The 19,705-nt window shown below is 72.9% G+C and carries 16 protein-coding genes, 1 tRNA gene, 1 pseudogene and 1 riboswitch; of the genes and pseudogenes, 9 read left to right on the top strand and 9 right to left on the bottom strand.

Annotated elements, in window-relative coordinates; translation table 11 throughout:
• From ACFVXE_RS05065 to ACFVXE_RS05055, 3 genes and pseudogenes are all read left to right on the top strand, one after another.
• Positions 1-356, top strand: a pseudogene (locus tag ACFVXE_RS05065) (RNA helicase); the annotation flags it as partial.
• Positions 357-611: 255 nt separating this feature from the next.
• Positions 612-2,132: an amino acid permease gene (locus ACFVXE_RS05060; protein WP_389669300.1), complete on the top strand. Its 1,521-nt coding sequence runs from the start codon at positions 612-614 to the stop codon at positions 2,130-2,132.
• 91 nt (positions 2,133-2,223) lie between these two features.
• Positions 2,224-2,296 (top strand) — tRNA-Lys (locus tag ACFVXE_RS05055).
• A 55-nt stretch (positions 2,297-2,351) separates the two neighbouring features.
• Here the strand turns inward: ACFVXE_RS05055 and ACFVXE_RS05050 are convergent.
• The 3 genes from ACFVXE_RS05050 to cobN all read right to left on the bottom strand — a co-directional run bounded on the left by ACFVXE_RS05050 (position 2,352) and on the right by cobN (position 8,038).
• On the bottom strand, positions 2,352-2,555 hold the full coding sequence (locus tag ACFVXE_RS05050; RefSeq protein ID WP_389669298.1) for a hypothetical protein: 204 nt from the start codon (positions 2,553-2,555) through the stop codon (positions 2,352-2,354).
• Between the two features lie 88 nt (positions 2,556-2,643).
• Positions 2,644-4,272, bottom strand: a complete 1,629-nt coding sequence (locus ACFVXE_RS05045; protein WP_389669297.1) for an adenosine deaminase — start codon at positions 4,270-4,272, stop codon at positions 2,644-2,646.
• Positions 4,273-4,438: 166 nt separating this feature from the next.
• Positions 4,439-8,038 (bottom strand): cobaltochelatase subunit CobN, encoded by a 3,600-nt coding sequence (gene cobN / locus ACFVXE_RS05040; RefSeq protein WP_389669296.1) that lies wholly within the window; start codon positions 8,036-8,038, stop codon positions 4,439-4,441.
• Between the two features lie 92 nt (positions 8,039-8,130).
• A riboswitch (cobalamin riboswitch) is annotated at positions 8,131-8,206 on the bottom strand.
• A gap of 126 nt (positions 8,207-8,332) precedes the next feature.
• On the opposite strand from cobN, the gene ACFVXE_RS05035 reads away from it, so the two are divergent.
• Genes ACFVXE_RS05035 through ACFVXE_RS05025 form a run of 3 tightly spaced genes read left to right on the top strand, consistent with a single transcriptional unit; the run spans position 8,333 to position 11,849 of the window.
• The gene (locus ACFVXE_RS05035; protein WP_389669294.1) at positions 8,333-9,649 is read left to right on the top strand and encodes a cobalamin biosynthesis protein CobG; all 1,317 of its coding nucleotides are present in this window, start codon (positions 8,333-8,335) and stop codon (positions 9,647-9,649) included.
• Positions 9,650-9,705: 56 nt separating this feature from the next.
• Positions 9,706-10,332, top strand: coding sequence for a precorrin-8X methylmutase (locus tag ACFVXE_RS05030; RefSeq protein WP_389669293.1), 627 nt, complete (start codon positions 9,706-9,708; stop codon positions 10,330-10,332).
• Positions 10,329-11,849 (top strand): precorrin-2 C(20)-methyltransferase, encoded by a 1,521-nt coding sequence (locus ACFVXE_RS05025; RefSeq protein WP_389669291.1) that lies wholly within the window; start codon positions 10,329-10,331, stop codon positions 11,847-11,849. Before ACFVXE_RS05030 ends, ACFVXE_RS05025 begins: the two co-directional genes overlap by 4 nt.
• Positions 11,850-11,916: 67 nt before the next feature.
• Here the strand turns inward: ACFVXE_RS05025 and ACFVXE_RS05020 are convergent, their stop codons facing one another.
• Positions 11,917-12,660: a cobalt-precorrin-6A reductase gene (locus tag ACFVXE_RS05020; protein ID WP_389669289.1), complete on the bottom strand. Its 744-nt coding sequence runs from the start codon at positions 12,658-12,660 to the stop codon at positions 11,917-11,919.
• 15 nt (positions 12,661-12,675) lie between these two features.
• Here ACFVXE_RS05020 and ACFVXE_RS05015 point away from each other — a divergent pair, with 15 nt between their 5' ends.
• On the top strand, positions 12,676-13,791 hold the full coding sequence (locus ACFVXE_RS05015; protein ID WP_389669287.1) for a cobalt-precorrin-5B (C(1))-methyltransferase: 1,116 nt from the start codon (positions 12,676-12,678) through the stop codon (positions 13,789-13,791).
• 18 nt (positions 13,792-13,809) lie between these two features.
• On the opposite strand, the gene cobM is transcribed toward ACFVXE_RS05015, so the two are convergent.
• The 3 genes from cobM to ACFVXE_RS05000 form a co-directional block, all read right to left on the bottom strand.
• Positions 13,810-14,559: a precorrin-4 C(11)-methyltransferase gene (gene cobM, locus ACFVXE_RS05010; protein WP_389669286.1), complete on the bottom strand. Its 750-nt coding sequence runs from the start codon at positions 14,557-14,559 to the stop codon at positions 13,810-13,812.
• On the bottom strand, positions 14,556-15,836 hold the full coding sequence (gene cbiE / locus ACFVXE_RS05005) for a precorrin-6y C5,15-methyltransferase (decarboxylating) subunit CbiE (protein ID WP_389669284.1): 1,281 nt from the start codon (positions 15,834-15,836) through the stop codon (positions 14,556-14,558). The genes cobM and cbiE overlap by 4 nt, the downstream gene beginning before the upstream one ends.
• Positions 15,837-16,002: 166 nt before the next feature.
• A complete protein-coding gene (locus ACFVXE_RS05000) occupies positions 16,003-16,410 on the bottom strand; it encodes an SSI family serine proteinase inhibitor (RefSeq protein WP_389669283.1) in 408 nt (135 codons plus the stop codon).
• A 222-nt stretch (positions 16,411-16,632) separates the two neighbouring features.
• Between ACFVXE_RS05000 and ACFVXE_RS04995 the strand changes: the two genes are divergently transcribed.
• Complete coding sequence (locus ACFVXE_RS04995) at positions 16,633-17,229, top strand: DUF5994 family protein (protein ID WP_389669281.1); 597 nt, start codon at positions 16,633-16,635, stop codon at positions 17,227-17,229.
• Positions 17,230-17,277: 48 nt separating this feature from the next.
• Positions 17,278-17,781, top strand: coding sequence for a DUF5994 family protein (locus ACFVXE_RS04990; RefSeq protein WP_389669279.1), 504 nt, complete (start codon positions 17,278-17,280; stop codon positions 17,779-17,781).
• Positions 17,782-17,906: 125 nt separating this feature from the next.
• On the opposite strand, the gene ACFVXE_RS04985 is transcribed toward ACFVXE_RS04990, so the two are convergent.
• On the bottom strand, positions 17,907-18,155 hold the full coding sequence (locus ACFVXE_RS04985) for a hypothetical protein (protein WP_389669277.1): 249 nt from the start codon (positions 18,153-18,155) through the stop codon (positions 17,907-17,909).
• An 81-nt stretch (positions 18,156-18,236) separates the two neighbouring features.
• Positions 18,237-19,622 carry an FAD-binding oxidoreductase gene (locus tag ACFVXE_RS04980; protein ID WP_389669275.1) on the bottom strand — a complete coding sequence of 462 codons (1,386 nt, stop codon included), beginning with the start codon at positions 19,620-19,622 and terminating at the stop codon, positions 18,237-18,239.
• Positions 19,623-19,705: the final 83 nt, after the last annotated feature.

Raw genomic sequence — 19,705 nt, 5'->3', positions numbered from 1 at the left:
GCCGTCGTGACGACCGCGGTGGTGACCGTGGTGGTTTCCAGCGTCGTGACGACCGTCCGTCGGGTGGCTTCCGCCGTGACAACGACCGTCCGTCGTTCAACCGCGACAACGACCGTCCGTCGTTCAACCGCGACCGTCGTGACGACCGCCCGTCCGGTGGCTTCCGCTCCGGCGGCAGCGACCGTCCGTTCAACCGCGACCGTCGTGACGACCGTCCGTCGGGCGGCTTCCGCTCCGGTGGCAGCGACCGTCCGACCGGCCGCCGCGACGACCACCGTGGTGGCACGGGCACCGGCACCAACACCGGTTCCTTCGGCCGTCGCGACGACAAGCCGCGCTGGAAGCGCAACGGCTGACACACGCACCGGCCGACGCCACGCGTAGGCCGCTGAACGGCAAGAGCGGGCCCACTCCTCACGAGTGGGCCCGCTTTTCCTTTCCCGGCCGCCCATGGACAACCGCTGCCGATGTCCGTCGACTTGGCACAGTGCGCGGCCGGAGGGTTGCCCGACCCGGGTGAGGACGGAAGTCCCCTGCGTCGTACGCCATGTTCTCCAGTCGTGACCGCGGCGGCGGCATGCGGGCCCCGGGGCCAGGGCATCGCTGGGGTCATGACAACAGGCATCAGTGAGGACAAACCGCCGCCGGGCACCTCCGACGAGGAGCGCCTGGCACAGCTCGGTTACACACAGACGCTCGCCCGGCGGATGTCCGCCTTCTCCAACTACGCCGTCTCGTTCACGATCATCTCGGTGCTCTCCGGCTGCCTGACGCTGTATCTGTTCGGCATGAACACCGGTGGCCCCGCCGTCATCACCTGGGGCTGGGTCGGCGTCGGTCTGATGACGCTGTTCGTGGGCCTGGCGATGGCCGAGATCTGTTCGGCCTACCCGACCTCCGCGGGCCTCTACTTCTGGGCGCACCGGCTTGCCCCGCCTCGCTCGGCTGCGGCCTGGGCATGGTTCACCGGGTGGTTCAACGTCCTCGGTCAGGTCGCGGTGACCGCCGGGATCGATTTCGGTGCGGCGTCCTTCCTGGGTGCCTACCTGAACCTTCAGTTCGACTTCGCGGTCACGCCCGGCCGCACGATCCTTCTGTTCGCCACGATCCTGCTGCTGCACGGACTCCTGAACACGTTCGGGGTCGGCATCGTCGCGATCCTGAACAGCGTGAGCGTGTGGTGGCACGTTCTCGGGGTGGCCGTCATCGTCGGCGCCCTCACCTTCGTACCGGACTCGCATCAGTCGGCGTCGTTCGTCCTCACCGAGTTCGTGAACAACACCGGCTGGGGCAGCGGCTTCTACGTCGTGATGATCGGCCTGCTGATGGCCCAGTACACCTTCACCGGATACGACGCCTCCGCCCACATGACGGAGGAGACCCACGACGCGGAGACGGCGGGTCCGCGCGGCATCGTCCGGTCGATCTGGACCTCCTGGATCGCCGGCTTCGTCCTTCTCCTCGGCTTCACCTTCGCCATCCAGTCGTACGACGGAGCCCTGGACTCCCCGACCGGCGCGCCGCCCGCCCAGATCCTCCTGGACGCTCTCGGTGCCACCACCGGCAAGCTCCTGCTGCTGGTCGTGATCGGCGCGCAGCTGTTCTGCGGGATGGCGTCGGTGACCGCCAACAGCCGCATGATCTACGCGTTCTCCAGGGACGGCGCCCTGCCGTTCTCCCGCGTCTGGCACACGGTCAGTCCCCGCACCCGTACACCCGTCGCCGCGGTCTGGCTCGCCGCCCTCGGCGCTCTGGCTCTCGGTCTCCCGTACCTGATCAACGTCACCGCGTACGCCGCGGTGACCTCGATCGCGGTGATCGGCCTCTACATCGCGTACGTCATCCCCACCCTGCTCCGTCTCCTGCGCGGCGACGACTTCGATCCTGGCCCCTGGCACCTGGGCCGCTGGTCCCGGCCCGTCGGGATCGTCGCCGTGGTGTGGGTGGCGGTCATCACGGTCCTCTTCATGCTTCCGCAACTGGCCCCGGTCACCTGGGAGACGTTCAACTACGCCCCGATCGCCGTCCTGGCGGTCCTGGGGTTCGCGGCGAGCTGGTGGATCGTCTCGGCCCGCCACTGGTTCCTCAAACCGGATCACAAGCGCACGGGCGTGGATATCTCGACCCGATGACCGGCGCTCGTCGGCGGCTCGACCGGCCCGGCAGCCGATACCCGATCGGCGGCCGGGCCTCGGCGGGCTATGCTCAGTGGTGATCCGCCGAGGGCCGTTAGCTCAATTGGCAGAGCAGCGGACTTTTAATCCGTTGGTTGTGGGTTCGAGTCCCACACGGCCTACGACTCAGCCCCGGCTCAGAGTGCATCCGAGCCGGGGCTGACGGCGTTTCCGGGGTCACCGGTCCCAGTGCCGGTCGTCCGCCTCGGACGGCAGCGCGGCGTGTCCTTCGGACCAGTGGTTCACCCAGCCGCACAATGGGCACGCATAGCGTCCGTCGATGCCGTGGACCTCGGTGCCGCACTGTCGGCAGTCCGTGCGCGTGATGTCGGTGCGCGTCACGGCGGCGGTCGTGGACTCAGGTGCGGGGCGCTGGGTCATGCTGCGACTGTACCGCCGTGGGCGCAGCCCCTGACCCGCGTCTCCGTGGCCTCCGGTCGACGGATTGAGAGGTGGCGGGCCGCGTCGGTCAGCGGGCCGCGCCGGCGGCGATCCGCCGTTCGAACGCGGCGAACGCGGCTTCCTGACGCCACTGGACCCGGGCCCTGGGGCTGGTGTCCAGAAGACGGCGGCACTGCGGCCGGGGGTTGCCGGTGCCGGGGGTCCCGGCGCGGCAGGGGCCGGCCAGCCGGTAGCCGTTCCGGGTCGGGTTGCCCTGCCAGAGACTGGTTCCCGGCAGGAAGGCGTACTGCAGGGAGGCGCGCGCGAGGTCCTTCAGGTCGCGGTAGCCGAGGTCGTACGTCCTGGCGGCGTACCGGTACTCGTGGCTGATGTCGATCCTGGAGACACCGGGGTCGTCGGTGGCCAGCACGACGGGCACGCCGTAGGCGCGATAGGTGGAGAAGGGGTGTTCGGCGCCCTTGACCCCGAGAATCTGCGCGTTGCTGCTGAACGGGACCTCGACGGCGATCTGCCGGGCGGCCATGGTGCGGGCGAGCTGCCGCCAGTCGTCCTCGTGGACCAGGTCGACGCCGTGGCCGATGCGCTCGGCGCGGGCGACGTTCACGGCCTCACCGATATGGAAGGCCAGATCCTCGGGCTTGACCAGTCCGGGCCACAACTCGCCCGCGTGCAGCGTGATGTGAGCCTTGGGGTACACGCCGTGCAGATAGTTCAGCATCCGCATCTGGAGGCTGTAGTTCCGCAGCGCACTCTCCCCGTCCTCCGGCTGCACCAGATTGACGGCGACGAACCGTCCGTCCCGTTCGGCGAGGCGCAGCCCCAGGGCCAGCTGGGTGAAGACCCGTTCGGGCGAACTGCCGCGCGACACCTGGGAGATCCAGCGCACCGCGAGCCGGCAGCCGGCCTTCGCACGGGAGGTCCCGCACCGTTCCGTCCTACGGAACTCCGCGTCGGACTCGTCCGTCTCCCGGCGGCCTTCGGCCACCAGCTCGTCGAGCCCGCCGCCGGCCAGCAGCCTGCGGTGCATCCGGGCCGGGTCCGCGTCCCAGCCGACCTTGTCGGCCAGCTTCTTCGCGCCGTCGGACGCGGGGGTGACCATCGTCTCCAGGTAGAACTGGTTCTGCTTCGCGACGGTGTCGGCGACGTCGGCCAGCAGCTTGCCCCGGTGCCGCGTGACCGCGCCGAACTTCCCGAAGGTGTCGAAGAAGTGGTCATGTCCGGACCGGTCCGGCGGGAAGTCCTGCATGGACCAGGCCCGCAGCAGCGCGCGGCGGAAGGCGGCGTCGGTCAGGGCGTCGGACGCCGGCCGCAGGCCGGGACCGCAGGGCGGCGGCACCGCGGTCATCGTCTTCTCGTCGATGCACAGACCGTCTTCCGCGGCGAGCGAGATCAGGTACTCGGTCGAGACGGCGCCGGACAGGTGGTTGTGCAGGTCCCCGCCCTTCGGCAGCGCCGTGAAGAAGGCTCGCAGCGCGGCCGGATCGTTCCGGATCGCGGCGAGCCGCCCGGAGGCCAGGCGCTCTCCGCGGGTGGGCGGGGGCATGGGCGCGGCAGCGGAGGGTCGAGGGGCGGTCACCGGCTGCGCGGCGGCGGGCAGCGAGCCCGGCAGCAGGGACAGGGCGGCGAGGGCTCCGATACAGATCGGGGCCAGGAGGTCACGCGGGCGCCGCGCGGCGCGGCGGTTCACGAAGATCACTTCGGCATGATCCCGACTCGCCCGGGCACCGGACGTGCGACGGGACGAGCACCGCCCCGTGATCACTCGGCCGAGTGATCACGTCCGGAGCGGGCGGGGCGCACCCGCCACATGACACGCGGGCGGATCCGGTGGCGCAGGCCCGTCCGCGTACCACCGCGGCCGCTCAGTCCTCGCCCTCCAGGTCCCCCTCCGTCTCCAGGAACACCTCCCGCAGCGCCTCCAGCACCGCCGGATCGGGCTTGGCCCACATGCCGCGGGACTCCGCCTCCAGGAGGCGTTCCGCGATGCCGTGCAGGGCCCAGGGGTTGGCCTGCTGGAGGAATTCGCGGTTCGTCGGGTCCAGGACGTACGTCTCGGTGAGCTTGTCGTACATCCAGTCGGCGACCACGCCCGTCGTCGCGTCGTAGCCGAAGAGGTAGTCGACCGTCGCGGCCAGTTCGAACGCGCCCTTGTAGCCGTGGCGGCGCATCGCCTCGATCCACTTCGGGTTGACCACCCGGGCCCGGAAGACGCGGGAGGTCTCCTCGACCAGGGTGCGGGTGCGGACCGTCTCCGGGCGGGTGGAGTCGCCGATGTACGCCTCGGGGGCCGTGCCGCGCAGCGCGCGGACGGTGGCCACCATGCCGCCGTGGTACTGGAAGTAGTCGTCCGAGTCCGCGATGTCGTGCTCGCGGGTGTCCGTGTTCTTGGCGGCCACGGCGATGCGCTTGTACGCCGTCTCCATCTCGTCGCGGGCCGGACGGCCGTCGAGTTCGCGGCCGTAGGCGTAGCCGCCCCAGACCGTGTAGACCTCGGCGAGGTCCGCGTCGGTGCGCCAGTCCCGGCTGTCGATGAGCTGGAGGAGGCCCGCTCCGTACGTGCCGGGGCGGGAGCCGAAGATACGGGTGGTGGCGCGGCGTTCGTCGCCGTGCTCGGCGAGGTCCGCCTGGGCGTGGGCGCGGATGTGGTTCTGCTCGGCCGGTTCGTCGAGGGACGCGGCGAGGCGTACCGCGTCGTCGAGCAGCCCGACGGTGTGCGGGAACGCGTCCCGGAAGAAGCCGGAGATGCGCAGGGTCACATCGATGCGCGGGCGGCCCAGCTCGGCGAGCGCGACCGGTTCCAGGCCGGTGACGCGGCGCGAGGCGTCGTCCCAGACCGGGCGGATGCCGAGCAGCGCCAGCGCTTCGGCGATGTCGTCGCCGGAGGTGCGCATCGCGCTGGTGCCCCAGAGGGAGAGACCGACCGAGGTGGGCCATGTGCCGTTGTCGGCGCGGTAGCGCTCCAGGAGCGAGTCGGCCAGGGCCTGGCCGGTCTCCCAGGCGAGGCGGGACGGGACCGCCTTCGGGTCGACGGAGTAGAAGTTGCGGCCGGTCGGCAGCACGTTGACCAGGCCGCGCAGCGGGGAGCCGGACGGGCCCGCCGGGACGAAGCCGCCGTTCAGGGCGTGGACGGTGTGGTCCAGTTCCGCCGTGGTGGCCGCCAGCCGGGGAACCACCTCGCGGGCCGCGAAGTCGAGGATGTCCATGACCGGTTGAGGGTGGGCCGCCGCCACGGTCGCGACCGCCGACGGGTCCCAGCCCGCGTCCTCCATCGCCTGGACCAGGGCGCGCGCCTGCTCCTCGGCCTCGTCCGCCGTGGTGCGGGTGGCGGCGGACTCGTCGAGGCCCAGTGCCTCGCGCAGCCCCGGCAGCGACGCCGTACCGCCCCAGATCTGGCGGGCGCGCAGGATCGCCAGGACCAGGTTGACCCGGTCCGGTCCGGCCGGGGCGCCGCCCAGGACGTGCAGGCCGTCGCGGATCTGGGCGTCCTTGATCTCGCAGAGCCAGCCGTCGAGATGCATGATGAATTCGTCGAAGCCCTCGTCGTCCGGGCGGTCGTCGAGGCCCAGGTCGTGGTCGAGCCTGGCGGCCTGGATCAGGGTCCAGATCTGGGCGCGGACGGCGGGCAGTTTCGCCGGGTCCATCGCGGCGATCTGGGCGTGCTCGTCGAGGAGTTGTTCCAGGCGCGCGATGTCGCCGTAGCTGTCGGCGCGGGCCATCGGTGGTACGAGGTGGTCGATCAGGGTCGCGTGGACGCGGCGCTTGGCCTGCGTGCCCTCGCCCGGGTCGTTCACCAGGAACGGGTAGACGAGCGGGAGATCGCCCAGGGCGGCGTCCGGACCGCAGGCGGCGGAGAGGCCCGCGTTCTTGCCGGGCAGCCACTCCAGATTGCCGTGCTTGCCGAGGTGGATCATCGCGTCGGCGCCGAAGCCGCCGTCGTCCTGCGCGGCCGCGATCCAGCGGTAGGCCGCCAAGTAGTGGTGCGAGGGCGGCAGATCGGGGTCGTGGTAGATCGCGATCGGGTTCTCGCCGAAGCCGCGCGGCGGCTGGATGAGGATCAGCAGATTGCCCCGGCGCAGGGCGGCGAGCACGATGTCACCCTCCGGGTTGCGGGACCGGTCCACGAACATCTCGCCGGGGGGCGGGCCCCAGTGCTGCTCGACGGCGTCGCGGAGTTCTTTCGGCAGTGTGGCGTACCAGCGCCGGTAGTCGGCGGCCGGGATCCGGACCGGGTTGCGGGCCAGTTGTTCCTCGGTCAGCCACTCCCGGTCGTGGCCGCCGGCCTCGATCAGGGCGTAGATCAGCTCGTCGCCCTCGCCGGAGACCAGCCCGGGGAGTTCTTCCGCCGGACCGAAGTCGTAGCCCTCGGCGCGCAGCCGGCGCAGCAGGGCGACGGCGCTGGCGGGGGTGTCGAGCCCGACGGCGTTGCCGATACGGGAGTGCTTGGTCGGGTACGCGGACAGCACCAGCGCCAGCCGCTTCCGGGCCGCCGGGATGTGGCGCAGCCGTGCGTGGCGGACGGCGATTCCGGCGACCCGGCCGGCGCGTTCGGGGTCGGCGACGTACGCGGGCAGACCGTCCTCGTCGATCTCCTTGAACGAGAACGGGACGGTGATCAGCCGGCCGTCGAACTCGGGGACCGCGATCTGGGTGGCGGCGTCGAGCGGCGACACGCCCTCGTCGTTCTCCTCCCAGGCGGCGCGCGGGCTGGTCAGGCAGAGCGCCTGCAGGACCGGTACGTCGAGGCCGGTGAGCGCGCCCGCGTCCCAGGACTCGTCGTCGCCGCCGGCCGATGCCTCGGCGGGCCGGGTGCCGCCCGCGGCGAGGACGGTGGTGACGATGGCGTCGGCGGCGCGCAGTTCGTCGATGAGCGCGGGTTCCGGGGTGCGCAGCGAGGCGACGTACAGGGGGAGGGCGCGGCCGCCCGCGTCCTCGACCGCCCGGCAGAGCGTGTCGACGAACGCGGTGTTCCCGCTCATGTGGTGGGCCCGGTAGTACAGCACCGCGATGGTCGGGCCGTCGGTGGCGCGGGCGGTGCGTTCCAGCGGACCCCAGGACGGTGCGGGGGCCGGGGGTTCGAAGCCGTGGCCGGTGAGCAGGACCGTGTCGGAGAGGAACCGGGCCAGCTGGTCGAGGTTGTCCGGTCCGCCGTGCGCCAGGTAGGCGTGCGCCTCGGCGGCGATTCCGATCGGGACGGTGGAGGCGGCCATCAGCTGGGCGTCGGGCGCCTGTTCGCCGGTGAGGACGACGACCGGCCTGCCGGTGGCGAGGACCTGGTCGAGCCCCTCCTGCCAGGCACGGACACCGCCGAGGAGGCGTACGACGACCAGTTCGGCGCCGTCGAGGAGACCGGGGAGGTCATCGAGCGGCAGGCGCGAGGGGTTGGCGTAGCGGTAGGTCACCGGACCGTCCGCGGCGCGGGCGCTCAGCAGGTCGGTGTCGGACGTCGACAGGAGCAGAATCATGCGGCGTCGGGCCTTCCTCGGGGTGTCCACGCCCCGGGCGGTGTCGGAATCTGGTCTCCCCGGCCCGAACGGTGTCGAGGGGCCGGGGAAGGGAGTTCCTGACTCGTCCGGCCGCGTGGGCCGGACTCACAGTGGCGGGACCGCGCCGGAATCGCACCGGGCTTCCTCCCCATTCGCCGTCGCCGGCGATGCCGGGCCGGGTGGCCCGCTGCTAGGAGACTACTGAAGTTCCTGGCCGGGGACAGTGGGGGCCGTACATCACATCGGTTCGTCCGGCTCCGGACGAGGGTCGGTATGCTCGCCGCCATGTCCGTTCCCGACACCCCGCCGTCGGCCTCGGGGGCGCCGCCCTCCCGGGACCGTGGCGATGCCTGCCCGGGGTCGCTGCGGCTGCACCGGGCGGACGACGGCGCGCTGGCGCGGGTCCGGATACCCGGCGGTGTGCTGAGCGACCGGCAGGCGGACGCTCTTCTGGAGGCCGCGCGGGAGTTGGGCGACGGTGAGCTGCATCTCACCTCGCGGGGCAATGTCCAGCTGCGCGGGCTCGGCGCGGAATGCGGCGGGGAGCTCGCGGAACTCCTGGGCGGGGCAGGGCTGCTGCCGTCCTGGAGCCATGAGCGGATACGCAACGTCGTGGCCTCCCCGCTCTCCGGGCTGGACGGACGGGGCCACCGCGATGTCCGGCCGTGGCTGACCGCGCTGGACGCGCTGTTGTGCGGAAGTGACAAAGCGGCCGGGTTGTCCGGCCGTTTTCTGTTCGCCCTCGACGACGGCCGCGGGGACGTGGACGCGCTGGGCGCGGACGTGTCGTTGCTGGCGGCGGCCGACGGCAGCGCGCTGCTGCGGATCGGGGCCGCGGAGACGGTGGTTCGGGTCGCCGGGGCGCAGGCGCCCCGTGCCGCGCTGATCGCCGCCGGGACGTTCCTGGACGCCGCTCGGCCGACGGGCGTCTGGCGGGTCGCCGAACTCCCCTTCCCCGCAGCCGAATTGCTGGAACGGGTACGGAAGGCCCTGGGCGCGGCAGGGGTCGAGGCGGCCGCCGGGGCGGAGCACGTACCCCTTGCGACCGCGGCGGAGGGACCCGGGTACGGACCCGTAGGCGTTCCCGGCGCAGCCTCGGTCTGCGTGGGCGTTCCGCTGGGACGGCTGACCGGTGCGCAGTGGGAGAGCCTGGCCCGCGCCGGCTCCGAACTGCGGCTGACCCCCTGGCGCAGCGTCGTCGTGACGGGCATGGCGCCCGGTGGAGCTGCGGCGCGGCTGCGCGAGTGGGGTGAGGCCGGGCTGGTCGCCGGGCCCGGCTCCGCGTGGACCGGGGTCGGCGCGTGCATCGGCCGGCCCGGCTGCGCGAAGTCCCTGGCGGATGTGCGGGGTGACGCCGAGGCCTTCGTACGGTCCGCCGGGGCGGTCGCCGGGCAGTTCCCCGTGTACTGGTCCGGCTGCGAACGCCGCTGCGGCCACCCCGGGGGCGACCGGGCCGACGTCGTCGCCGTGCCCGGCGGGTACCGAGTGACACAGGTCCGCGACGGTGTACGGGGCGCCCCCGTGACGGTCCAGGGCAGCCCGGCCGACCTCGCTGCCGCGGTGACCGCCGCCCGCCGTACCCGTAGCTGAACCACCGACCGAGGGCGCTGCCGCCCGACCACCGACCGCAGAGAGCGAAAACCACCGTGTTCCAGTACGAGAAGGACGGACCGGCGATCTACCGCCAGTCCTTCGCCACCATCCGCGCCGAGGCGGATCTCGCGGGGCTGCCCGCCGACGTCAGCCAGGTCGCGGTCCGCATGATCCACGCCTGCGGCATGGTCGACCTGGTACGCGACATCGGCTTCACCCCGGGTGTGGTGGCCGGCGCCCGCGCGGCACTGCGCTCCGGAGCGCCGATCCTGTGCGATGTCGCCATGGTCGCCAGCGGGGTCACCCGTAAGCGGCTGCCCGCCGGCAACGAGGTCGTCTGCACCCTGTCGGACCCCACGGTCCCCGATCTCGCCCGGAAGCTCGGTACGACCCGCAGCGCGGCCGCGATGGAGCTGTGGCGGGACCGCATGGAGGGAGCGGTGGTGGCCGTGGGCAACGCGCCCACCGCCCTGTTCCGGCTGCTGGAGATGATCGAGGAAGGCGCTCCGCGCCCGGCCGCCGTCATCGGAGTGCCGGTCGGCTTCGTCGGAGCGGCAGAGTCCAAGGACGCCCTGGCCGGCCATCCGTCCGGCCTGGAACACCTGGTCGTACGGGGCCGTCGCGGTGGCAGTGCCATAGCCGCGGCCGCGCTCAACGCGATCGCCAGCGAGGAAGAGTGAGCGTGAGCGAGCAGAACACGGGCCGGCTGTACGGGGTGGGGCTCGGACCCGGTGATCCGGCACTGATGACCGTACGTGCCGTGCAGACCATCGCCGAGGCCGATGTGATCGCGTATCACAGCGCCCGGCACGGACGGTCCATCGCGCGCTCCATCGCCGCCGCGCACATCCGGGCGGACCACATCGAGGAGAAGCTGGTCTACCCGGTCACGACGGAGACCACCGACCATCCCGGCGGCTACCGGGGGGCGATGGAGGAGTTCTACGGCGAGGCGGCGGCCCGGCTGGCGGAGCATCTGGACGCCGGGCGGACGGTGGCGGTGCTCGCCGAGGGCGACCCGATGTTCTACGGCTCGTACATGCACATGCACAAGCGGCTCGCCGACCGCTATCCCACCGAGGTGATCCCCGGGGTCACGTCGGTCAGCGCGGCCGCCGCCCGGCTCGGCACCCCGCTCGCCGAGGGCGAGGAGGTGCTGACGATCCTGCCCGGCACGCTGCCGGAGGAGGAACTGACGGCCCGTCTGGCCGCGACCGACGCCGCGGTGGTGATGAAGCTGGGCCGTACGTTCCCCGCCGTGCGCCGCGCCTTCGAGGCGTCCGGCCGGCTCGACGAGGCGCACTACGTGGAGCGCGCCACGATGGCCGGGGAACGGACCGGTGTTCTCGCGGACACCGACCCGGACTCCGTCCCGTACTTCGCCGTCGCGGTGCTGCCCAGCCGGATCGACGCGCCGCGCCCGGCACCGGGCGTGGACGCGGCCGGCACCGGGGAGGTCGTGGTCGTCGGGACCGGTCCCGCCGGGCCGCTCTGGCTGACCCCGGAGTCCCGCGGGGCGCTCGCGGCCGCCGACGACCTCGTCGGCTACACGACGTACCTGGACCGTGTCCCGGTCAGGCCCGGACAGGCCCGCCACGGCTCCGACAACAAGGTCGAGTCGGAGCGTGCCGAGTTCGCCCTCGACCTGGCCCGCCGCGGCCGCCGGGTGGCCGTGGTGTCGGGCGGCGACCCGGGGATCTTCGCCATGGCGACCGCCGTGCTGGAGGTCGCCTCGCAGGACGCGTACGCCAAGGTGCCCGTGCGGGTGCTGCCCGGGGTGACCGCCGCCAACGCCGCTGCCGCGCGCGCGGGCGCGCCGCTCGGCCACGACTACGCCACGATCTCCCTCTCCGACCGGCTCAAGCCCTGGGAGGTGATCGCCGCCCGGCTGCGCGCGGCCGCGTCGGCGGACCTGGTGCTCGCGCTGTACAACCCGGGCTCACGCACCCGTACCGAGCAGGTCGGCAAGGCCCGCGACCTGCTGCTGGAGCACCGCTCGCCGGACACGCCGGTGGTGCTGGGCCGGGACGTGGGCGGTCCGGCGGAGAGCGTACGCATCGTCACGCTGGCCGAGCTGGACCCGGCCGAGGTCGACATGCGGACGATCCTGCTGGTCGGCTCCTCGCAGACCAGGACCGTACGGCGGGGCGACGGCCGGCAGATCGTCTGGACACCGCGCCGTTACCCGGAGGCCTGACGGTCCTCCGCGCCGGGGCGCGGGCTCCCGGGGCACGGGTTCCCGGGGCACGGGGACGCCGCGGGCCTCAGCGCAGGCCGGCCAGCCAGTCCAGCGCGAGGTCCGGCGTACCGGCCACGGGTACGCCCTCCGGGACCGGCGGCCGGCGGACCACGACCACCGGGATGCCGGCCTCCCGGGCGGCGGTCAGCTTCGGGGCGGTGGCGTCTCCGCCGCTGTCCTTGGTGACGAGGACGTCGATGCGGTGGCGGCGGATCAGCTCGCGTTCGCCGTCGAGGGTGAACGGCCCCCGGTCCAGCAGGACCTCCATCCGTGCCGGGCACGGCCCGTCGGGGGCGTCCACCGACCGCATCAGGAACCACTGGGTGCCGAGGCCGGCGAAGGCGGCGAGCCCCATCCGGCCCGTGGTCAGGAAGACCCGCTGCCCGAGCCCGGGCAGCACGTCCGCCGCCTCCGCGAGCGAGCCGACCGGGTGCCAGCGGTCACCGTCGGAGGCCACCCAGCCGGGCCTGCGCAGGGCGAGCAGGGGAACATGGGCTGCGGCGGCGGCCGACGCCGCGTGGAAACTGATCGTTCCGGCGAAAGGATGGGTGGCATCGATGAGCGCGTCGACCCGGTGCGTACGCAGCCACTCGGCGAGCCCCTCGGCCCCGCCGAACCCGCCCACCCGCACCTCGCCGGGCGGCAGCCTCGGCGCGGCCACCCGGCCGGCCAGCGAGCTGGTGACCCGGGACCCGGCCGGGAGCGCCCCGTCCAGGCTCTCGGCGAGGCGGCGGGCCTCCGTCGTGCCGCCGAGGACGAGTACATGCATCGGATCGGTCCATCCATGAGTGAGGCGAAGGGCGGGCGCAGCGCCCAACTCAAACACACCGGCCTGCGCCCGGGCTGGACGACCGGTGCCTGCGCGACGGCGGCCACGACCGCCGCGTACGCGGCCCTGTTGACCGGCGAGTTCCCCGATCCGGTGACCATCACCCTGCCCAGGGGGCAGAGTCCGGCGTTCGCGTTGGCGGTGGAGGAGCTCGGTGCGGACCGGGCGACGGCGGGTGTGGTCAAGGACGCGGGCGACGACCCGGACGTGACGCACGGCGCGCTGGTGCGGGCCACCGTGCGCCGGCTGCCGCCGGGCTCCGGTGTCGTCTTCCGGGCCGGTGCCGGCGTGGGCACCGTGACCCTCCCCGGCCTGCCGCTGGACGTCGGCGAGCCCGCGATCAACCCGGTGCCCCGGCAGATGATCCGCGACCATGTCGCGCGGGTCGCGGCGGAGCACGGGGCCACCGGCGATGTCGAGGTCACCGTCTCGGTCGACGACGGCGAGGAGATCGCCCGCTCGACCTGGAACCCGCGCCTGGGCATCCTGGGCGGCCTGTCGATCCTCGGCACGACCGGGGTCGTCGTCCCGTACTCCTGCTCGGCGTGGATCGACTCGATCCGCCGCGGTGTCGACGTGGCCCGCGCGGCGGGGCACACCCATGTGGCGGGGTGCACGGGGTCGACGTCGGAGAAGACCGTGGTCGCCCAGTACGGGCTGCCGGAGATCGCCCTGCTCGACATGGGGGACTTCGCGGGCGCGGTGCTCAAGTACGTGCGCAGGCATCCGGTGGACCGGCTGACGGTCTGCGGCGGGTTCGCGAAACTGTCGAAACTCGCGGCGGGCCATCTGGACCTGCACTCGGCCCGTTCCCAGGTCGACAAGGGGTTCCTCGCCGGGCTCGCCCGGCGGGGCGGCGCGGATGCGGCCCTGGCCGCCGAGGTGGCGGTCGCCAACACGGGGCTGGCCGCCCTGCAGCTGTGCGCGGCGGCCGGGGTGCCGCTCGGCGACCTGGTCGCGGTGGCCGCCCGGGACCAGTCGCTGTCGGTGCTGCGCGGGGCGCCGGTGACCGTCGACGTCATCTGCATCGACCGTGCGGGCACGGTCGTGGGCCGCAGCGACCCGCGCTGACCCCGGCCGGACCGCGCGTCAGCAGACGTGCCGCTCGCGTTCCGCCGAGTACAGGTGACTGTCGCGGAACTGCTCGGCGCCCAGCGTCCGGCCGACCATGATGACCGCGGTACGGATCACGCCCGCGGCCTTCACCTGCCCGGCGATCCCGTCGAGCCGGCCGCGCAGGATCAGCTCGTCCGGGCGGGACGCCATCGCCACCACGGCGGCCGGGCAGTCGGCCCCGTAGTGCGGCAGCAGCTCCTCGACCACCCGGTCCACGTACCGGGCGGCCAGGTGCAGCACGATCAGCGCGCCGCTGCGGCCGAGCGTGGCCAGGTCCTCGCCGTCCGGCATGGCGGTGGCGCGGTGGGCGATACGGGTGAGGATGACGGTCTGGCCGACGGTCGGCACGGTCAGTTCCCGCTTCAGTGCCGCGGCGGCCGCCGCGAACGCCGGTACGCCGGGTACCACTTCGTACGGCACGCCCGCCGCGTCCAGCCGCCGCATCTGCTCGGCGACCGCGCTGAAGACGGACGGGTCACCGGAGTGCAGCCGGGCCACGTCGTGCCCGGCCTCGTGGGCGCGCACCGACTCGGCGGTGATCTCGTCGAGGTTGAGCTGCGCGGTGTCCACGAGCCTGGCGTCCGGCGGGCATTCGGCGAGCAGTTCGCGAGGGACCAGGCTGCCCGCGTACAGGCAGACCTGACAGGCCGCGAGCGTCCGGGCGCCGCGCACCGTGATCAGATCGGCGGCGCCGGGCCCGGCGCCGATGAAGTACACGGTCATCTGTTCTCTCCTGACGAGGGCGGAATCGAGGGGGTGCCGGCGGGCTTGCGCACGGACCACTGGGTGACCGGCATGGCCTGCCGCCAGCCGGTGAAGCCGCCGACCGGGACGGCGTGCGCCACCGCGAGCCGCACCAGTTCGCCGCCGTGGCGCCGGTACCGCTCGGCGAGCAGCGCCTCGGACTCCAGCGTGACGGTGTTGGCGACCAGCCGTCCGCCGGGGGGCAGCGCCTCCCAGCAGGCGTCCAGCAGTCCGGGCACGGTCAGACCGCCGCCGATGAACACGGCGTCCGGCACGGGCAGCGCGGCCAGTGCCTCCGGGGCCCGGCCGGTGACCACGCGCAGCGCCGGGACACCGAGCCGGTCCGCGTTACGGGTGATGCGCCCGGCCCGCACCGGGTCGCGTTCGACGGTGACGGCGCGACAGGAGGGGTGGGTACGCATCCACTCGACGGCGATCGAACCCGAACCGCCGCCGACGTCCCAGAGCAGCTCGCCGGGGGCCGGGGCCAGCGCCCCGAGCGTGGCGGCGCGTACATGCCGTTTGGTGAGCTGCCCGTCGTGCTCGTACGCGTCGTCCGGCAGCCCGGGTACGGCGCCGAGCCGCAGCGAGGCCGGATCCCGGCGGCATTCGACCGCGATGACGTTCAACGGGTCACCGGGCGGTCGCGCCCACCCCTCGGCCGTGCCCGTGACGCACTCCTCGGCGGCGCCGCCGAGCTGTTCCAGCACCCGCATCCCGCTGGGTCCGAAGCCGTGCTCGCGCAGCAGCGCCGCCACGTCGCCGGGGGTCCCGGCGCCCGCGCTCAGCACCAGCAGCCGCCGGCCGTCGTGCAGAGCGGCGGCGAGCCGGGCGGCGGGTCTGCCCACCAGCGTGACGACTTCGGTGTCCTCCAGCGGCCAGCCGAGCCGGGCGCAGGCGTAGGAGACGGAGGAGGGATGCGGCAGGACGCGGAGGTTCTCGGGACCCAGTTCCTCGCAGAGCGCTCGCCCGATGCCGTAGAACATGGGGTCGCCACTGGCCAGTACGGCGACACGGAGCCCCTGGTGCGCGGTCAGCAGACCGGCCACGGCGGGGCGCAGCGGCGAGGGCCAGGGCACCCGCCGTCCCGCGCACCGGTCGGGCAGCAGGGCCAACTGCCGTGCGCCACCGATCACCACGTCCGCCCGGAGCAGCGCCGCGCGCGAGCTCTCCGGCAGCCCGTCCCACCCGTCGGCGCCGATCCCGACGACGGTCGGCGACGGGGGCGCGGGTATGGGGGGCTCTGCGGGGATCACGGCCGGCACCTCGGTGTTCGGGGGGTTTGGCAGCCGAAACTCTACTGTTCGCGCCTGCCGACGGGCCGCCCCGGCCTGGTGAGCATCGCCATACGCACTCCGGAACACCCTTGCCCGGGCGGGTGGTCCGGCCGGCGGCCCGGTGGCGGCGCGGACCGCGAGCGGATCAGAACCGGAAGACGGGTCCGGTGTCCGCCTCCAGCACGCAGGAGTTGGGGTACGTCCGCCGCCACTCGACCGGGTGGCCGTCGTAGGAGCCCTCGGCGGTGACCGTGACGGGGTCGAGGATCAGCGGGCACGGGTGCCGGTCGCCCCGCAGCCCGTCCAGGTCGCCCCCGGCCTCCTCCAGCGCGGCGCAGGCCTCCGCCGCCCGGGGGTGGTGGCTCTCCGCGATGGGCGGGCACTGGAGGGCGAGCCCGCGGATCCAGGTGTTCCCGCTGCCGGAGACGGTCAGGAAGAGGCTGCCTCCCCGGGCGTCGGCATGCGCGGCGGGCGGGGAGAGCAGGGGCGTGGCCAGGGCGACGGCGGTCAGTGCGGCTGCCGCGAGAGCCCGGCCGGCGGAAGTGATGATCATGGTCTGGGTAACGAACCCCGGGTCGGGAGGGCACGAGCGTTCCGGGCGGGGCGGGGGCTTCCGGCGTGCGGTGCCGCAGGGCTGCCGCACCCCGCCGAGTGCCCCACCGGCGTATTCTGGACCTACCGAGGACATTCCGTACATGAGCTTCAGAGCCCGTGTCGTGCTCGGCGATTCACAACGCCGGGCCGGTGTGCACCGGCCCGGGGCAGGGTCCGCGTCATGACTGCGACCAATGTGTACCCACCTGCGGCGGAAGACCGGACCTTCTCCTCCTCCTTCCCGCGCCTCTCGCTGGCCCCGGCCGGCACCGATCCCGCTCTCCTGGACGGCGCCTGGTGGCCGCGTTCTCGCGATCTGGCGGCTGAACTTCCCGAGCTGACAGCGGCGCTGGACCCGCTGTGGGGGCGGATCACCCGCGTGACGGTGAATCCCACCTTCTGGCCCGTGATCCCGCGGAAGGTGCCCGTCCAGGGCCATGTGATCCACGTCGGCTGGTTCGAGCCCGAACAGGACCCGCACAAGCTCCTGCTCTTCTCCTACACCACCGGCCGCTGGGACCTGCTGGTGATCCCGCCGCAGACGGACCCGTCCACCGCCGCCTGGCTGATGGCCGAGGCCGCCGACCCGGCGCGGAGCCTCACCGCGAGCGGGCTGATGCAGGGGGCCGAGCTCTTCCGGGCCGCGGCCGAGGCCGACTGGGACCTGGTCCGGGAGACGGTCTGGGACTCCGAAGGCGGCCACAGCGCCCGTCCGCGGCCGCCCCGCCGCGTCGGATCACTCGTCACGCAGACGCAGCGCCCGACCGAAGGGATGTGAGGGCATGGCGGAATTCGTCGGCGTGCGGGTGCGCAGGAGTGGCTCGCCATGACGTCCGGTGTGCCCGCCCGTGACCGCGGCGACGACCGGGCGCCGCTTCTGCTGCTCTCCGATACGAGCAGTCGACCGATCACTCCGGGCGTTGCGGTGCTGCGGATGGAGACCACCTCCAGCCGCGAGGGGACCTTCGACGGGGCGTGGTGGCCGCGTTCCCGTGACGTCGCGTCCCAACTGCCGCTGCTGATCGATGCCTTGGTCGATCGCCTCGGACCCGTGGCGCGGGTCGGCCTGGACGCGAGCGCCTGGGACGACGCGCCGCGGCACCTCATTGTCGGCGGCCGGACCGTCCGGATCGACTGGTCCGCCGTCGGTGACGGCACAATGATCGTCACGCGTGGACATCACGACCACTTCTCGTTCCTGGTGATCCCGACACTGGCCACGCCTGCCGCCGCGCATGCCGCCATGACCATGGCCGTCCAGGACGGCAACTACGCATCCGCGGAGCAGATCCTCAGGGACACCGGCATCGCCCCCGCTCCGCCTGTGTGACGCGGGCATGGAAGCGGCCCCGGTGGTCTCGCCACCGAAGCCGGCCCTTCCAGGGCGCAACACGTGAGAGTGTGCGACCTTGTCCTATATTGTACACCTGCATATGGGGATAAGGGCAATACGGACTATTCCGCATTGCCGTGCCACTGGCCCTCTACGCGGAACCACAGGCCCGGCGCATAGACCGCGTGAACGACGGGGGCGTCCCCCTTCGCCGTCTGCAGGACCATCAACGCGCCGCTGGGAAGAAGATCGTACTCGTAGAGCACCTCGGAATCGCCCTCCGTGGCGTCCTCGTAGGCGATGTCCGACACGCCCCGCTCCGCGTATTCCTTGGGGGGACGGTTCTCCACCAACTTGATGAAAACACCCATGCTTCGACGGTAGGGTCACCCCGGCTGCCCCGCACGTCGGCCGAGACCCGGTGACCGCGGAACCGGAAGCCTGAAGGCGGGTCAGGCCAGGGCGACCGGCTCGATGTTCTGGTTGGTGTGGAAGAGGTTGGCCGGGTCGTACGCCCGTTTCACGGCCGCGAGCCGGTCGTAGTGGTCGCGGTAGGTGGCCCGCACCCGGTCCTGGGGCTCGTCCGCGCCGATGAAGTTCACGTACGTCCCGCCCATCGAGTGCGGGTGCAGTTCCTCCCAGTAGTCCACGCACCACTCCCTGATCGCCCCCGCCCTGTCCGGGTCCGGGTCGATGCCCGCGATCACGCCGGACCAGACGGCGTCCCGGTACGCCCACGCCGTGTCGTCCGGGCCGGCCCGGTGGGCGGCCCCGTCGACCGGGTAGAGGTGCATCGTCGAAAGATCGGTCGGCAGGCTCTCGGTGTACTTGGCGTGCACGCCGATGGCGTCGTCCGTGATCCGGTCGAAGAAGTTGCCGCGCCAGTACCACTGCAGCCCGGCCGGGAGCAGGGCGTCGAACATGGTCTGCAGCGCCGGGTAGGGCATCGGTGTGGCGAAGCGGAAGGCGGGCGGGCCCGGTTCGGCCGCGGCCGCGACGGCGGATTCCAGCGCGTCGGGAGCGCCGGTCCAGCACCAGATGACTCCGCACATCTTGTGACCGTGGATCTCCTCGGGGAACGGCGGCCCCGGCGGCACGGTGAGCGCCGCGAAGAAACCGTTCAGGTCCTCGGGTGCCTGCGGAAGGAAGTCCCGGTACCACGTCAGGACTTCGGGGACCCGGTCGACCGGCCAGAGGGTGATCGCGACCCCCACGGTGTCCACCGGGTGCATCCGAAAACTGAACGAGGTGACGATGCCGAAGTTGCCGCCACCGCCGCGCAGCGCCCAGAACAGATCGGCGTTCTCGGTCTCGTCGGCGGTGACGGAGCTGCCGTCGGCCAGCACGACGTCCGCTGCGATGAGGTTGTCCACCGTGAGGCCGTACCTGCGGGTGAGATGGCCGTGTCCGCCGCCGAGGGTGAGGCCGCCGACGCCCGTCGTCGACAGGATCCCGGACGGCGTGGCCAGCCCGAACGGGTGGGCGGCGTGATCGAGATCGCCGAGCGTGGTGCCGCCGCCGACCCGGGCCGTCCTTGCGGCGGGGTCGACGTGGACCCAGCGCATCGGGGACAGGTCGAGAGTGACGCCGTCGTCCACCAGACACAGCCCGGCGGCGCTGTGCCCACCGCCCCGGACTGCGAGTTCGAGCCCCTCGCCGCGGACGAAGTCGACCGCGGCCATGACGTCCGCCGCGTCCGAGCAGCGCACCACGGCGGCCGGCCACCTGTCGATCATGGCGTTGTAGACCGTGCGGGCCTTCCGGTACTCCGGGTCCTGCGGGCTGATGACGGGACCGCGCAACGAGGCCCGCATCGCTTCGAGCGTGGTGGAGTCCATGACCGTCTCCTTGGAGCGGGTGCACACCGCTGCTCCCTCCACGCTCCCGCCGCTCGGGGGGCCGTGCAACGGCCCAGCCTGCC

Origin of the sequence: Streptomyces sp. NPDC058231, assembly GCF_042882275.1 — a bacterium.
In the GTDB taxonomy this organism is placed as follows: Bacteria; Actinomycetota; Actinomycetes; order Streptomycetales; family Streptomycetaceae; genus Streptomyces.
Note: the sequence above shows the minus strand (reverse complement) of the source record. Positions and strands in the feature narration are given on the sequence as shown.

Bases quoted from the DNA above. Each gene is read 5' to 3' on its own strand.
- ACFVXE_RS05060 (WP_389669300.1), top strand. From the start codon at position 612: ATGACAACAGGCATCAGTGAGGACAAACCGCCGCCGGGCACCTCCGAC.
- ACFVXE_RS05050 (WP_389669298.1), bottom strand. From the start codon at position 2,555: ATGACCCAGCGCCCCGCACCTGAGTCCACGACCGCCGCCGTGACGCGC.
- cobN (WP_389669296.1), bottom strand. From the start codon at position 8,038: ATGATTCTGCTCCTGTCGACGTCCGACACCGACCTGCTGAGCGCCCGC.
- ACFVXE_RS05035 (WP_389669294.1), top strand. From the start codon at position 8,333: ATGCTCGCCGCCATGTCCGTTCCCGACACCCCGCCGTCGGCCTCGGGG.
- ACFVXE_RS05020 (WP_389669289.1), bottom strand. From the start codon at position 12,660: ATGCATGTACTCGTCCTCGGCGGCACGACGGAGGCCCGCCGCCTCGCC.
- ACFVXE_RS05015 (WP_389669287.1), top strand. From the start codon at position 12,676: ATGAGTGAGGCGAAGGGCGGGCGCAGCGCCCAACTCAAACACACCGGC.
- cobM (WP_389669286.1), bottom strand. From the start codon at position 14,559: ATGACCGTGTACTTCATCGGCGCCGGGCCCGGCGCCGCCGATCTGATC.
- ACFVXE_RS05000 (WP_389669283.1), bottom strand. From the start codon at position 16,410: ATGATCATCACTTCCGCCGGCCGGGCTCTCGCGGCAGCCGCACTGACC.
- ACFVXE_RS04995 (WP_389669281.1), top strand. From the start codon at position 16,633: ATGACTGCGACCAATGTGTACCCACCTGCGGCGGAAGACCGGACCTTC.
- ACFVXE_RS04990 (WP_389669279.1), top strand. From the start codon at position 17,278: ATGACGTCCGGTGTGCCCGCCCGTGACCGCGGCGACGACCGGGCGCCG.
- ACFVXE_RS04985 (WP_389669277.1), bottom strand. From the start codon at position 18,155: ATGGGTGTTTTCATCAAGTTGGTGGAGAACCGTCCCCCCAAGGAATAC.
- ACFVXE_RS04980 (WP_389669275.1), bottom strand. From the start codon at position 19,622: ATGGACTCCACCACGCTCGAAGCGATGCGGGCCTCGTTGCGCGGTCCC.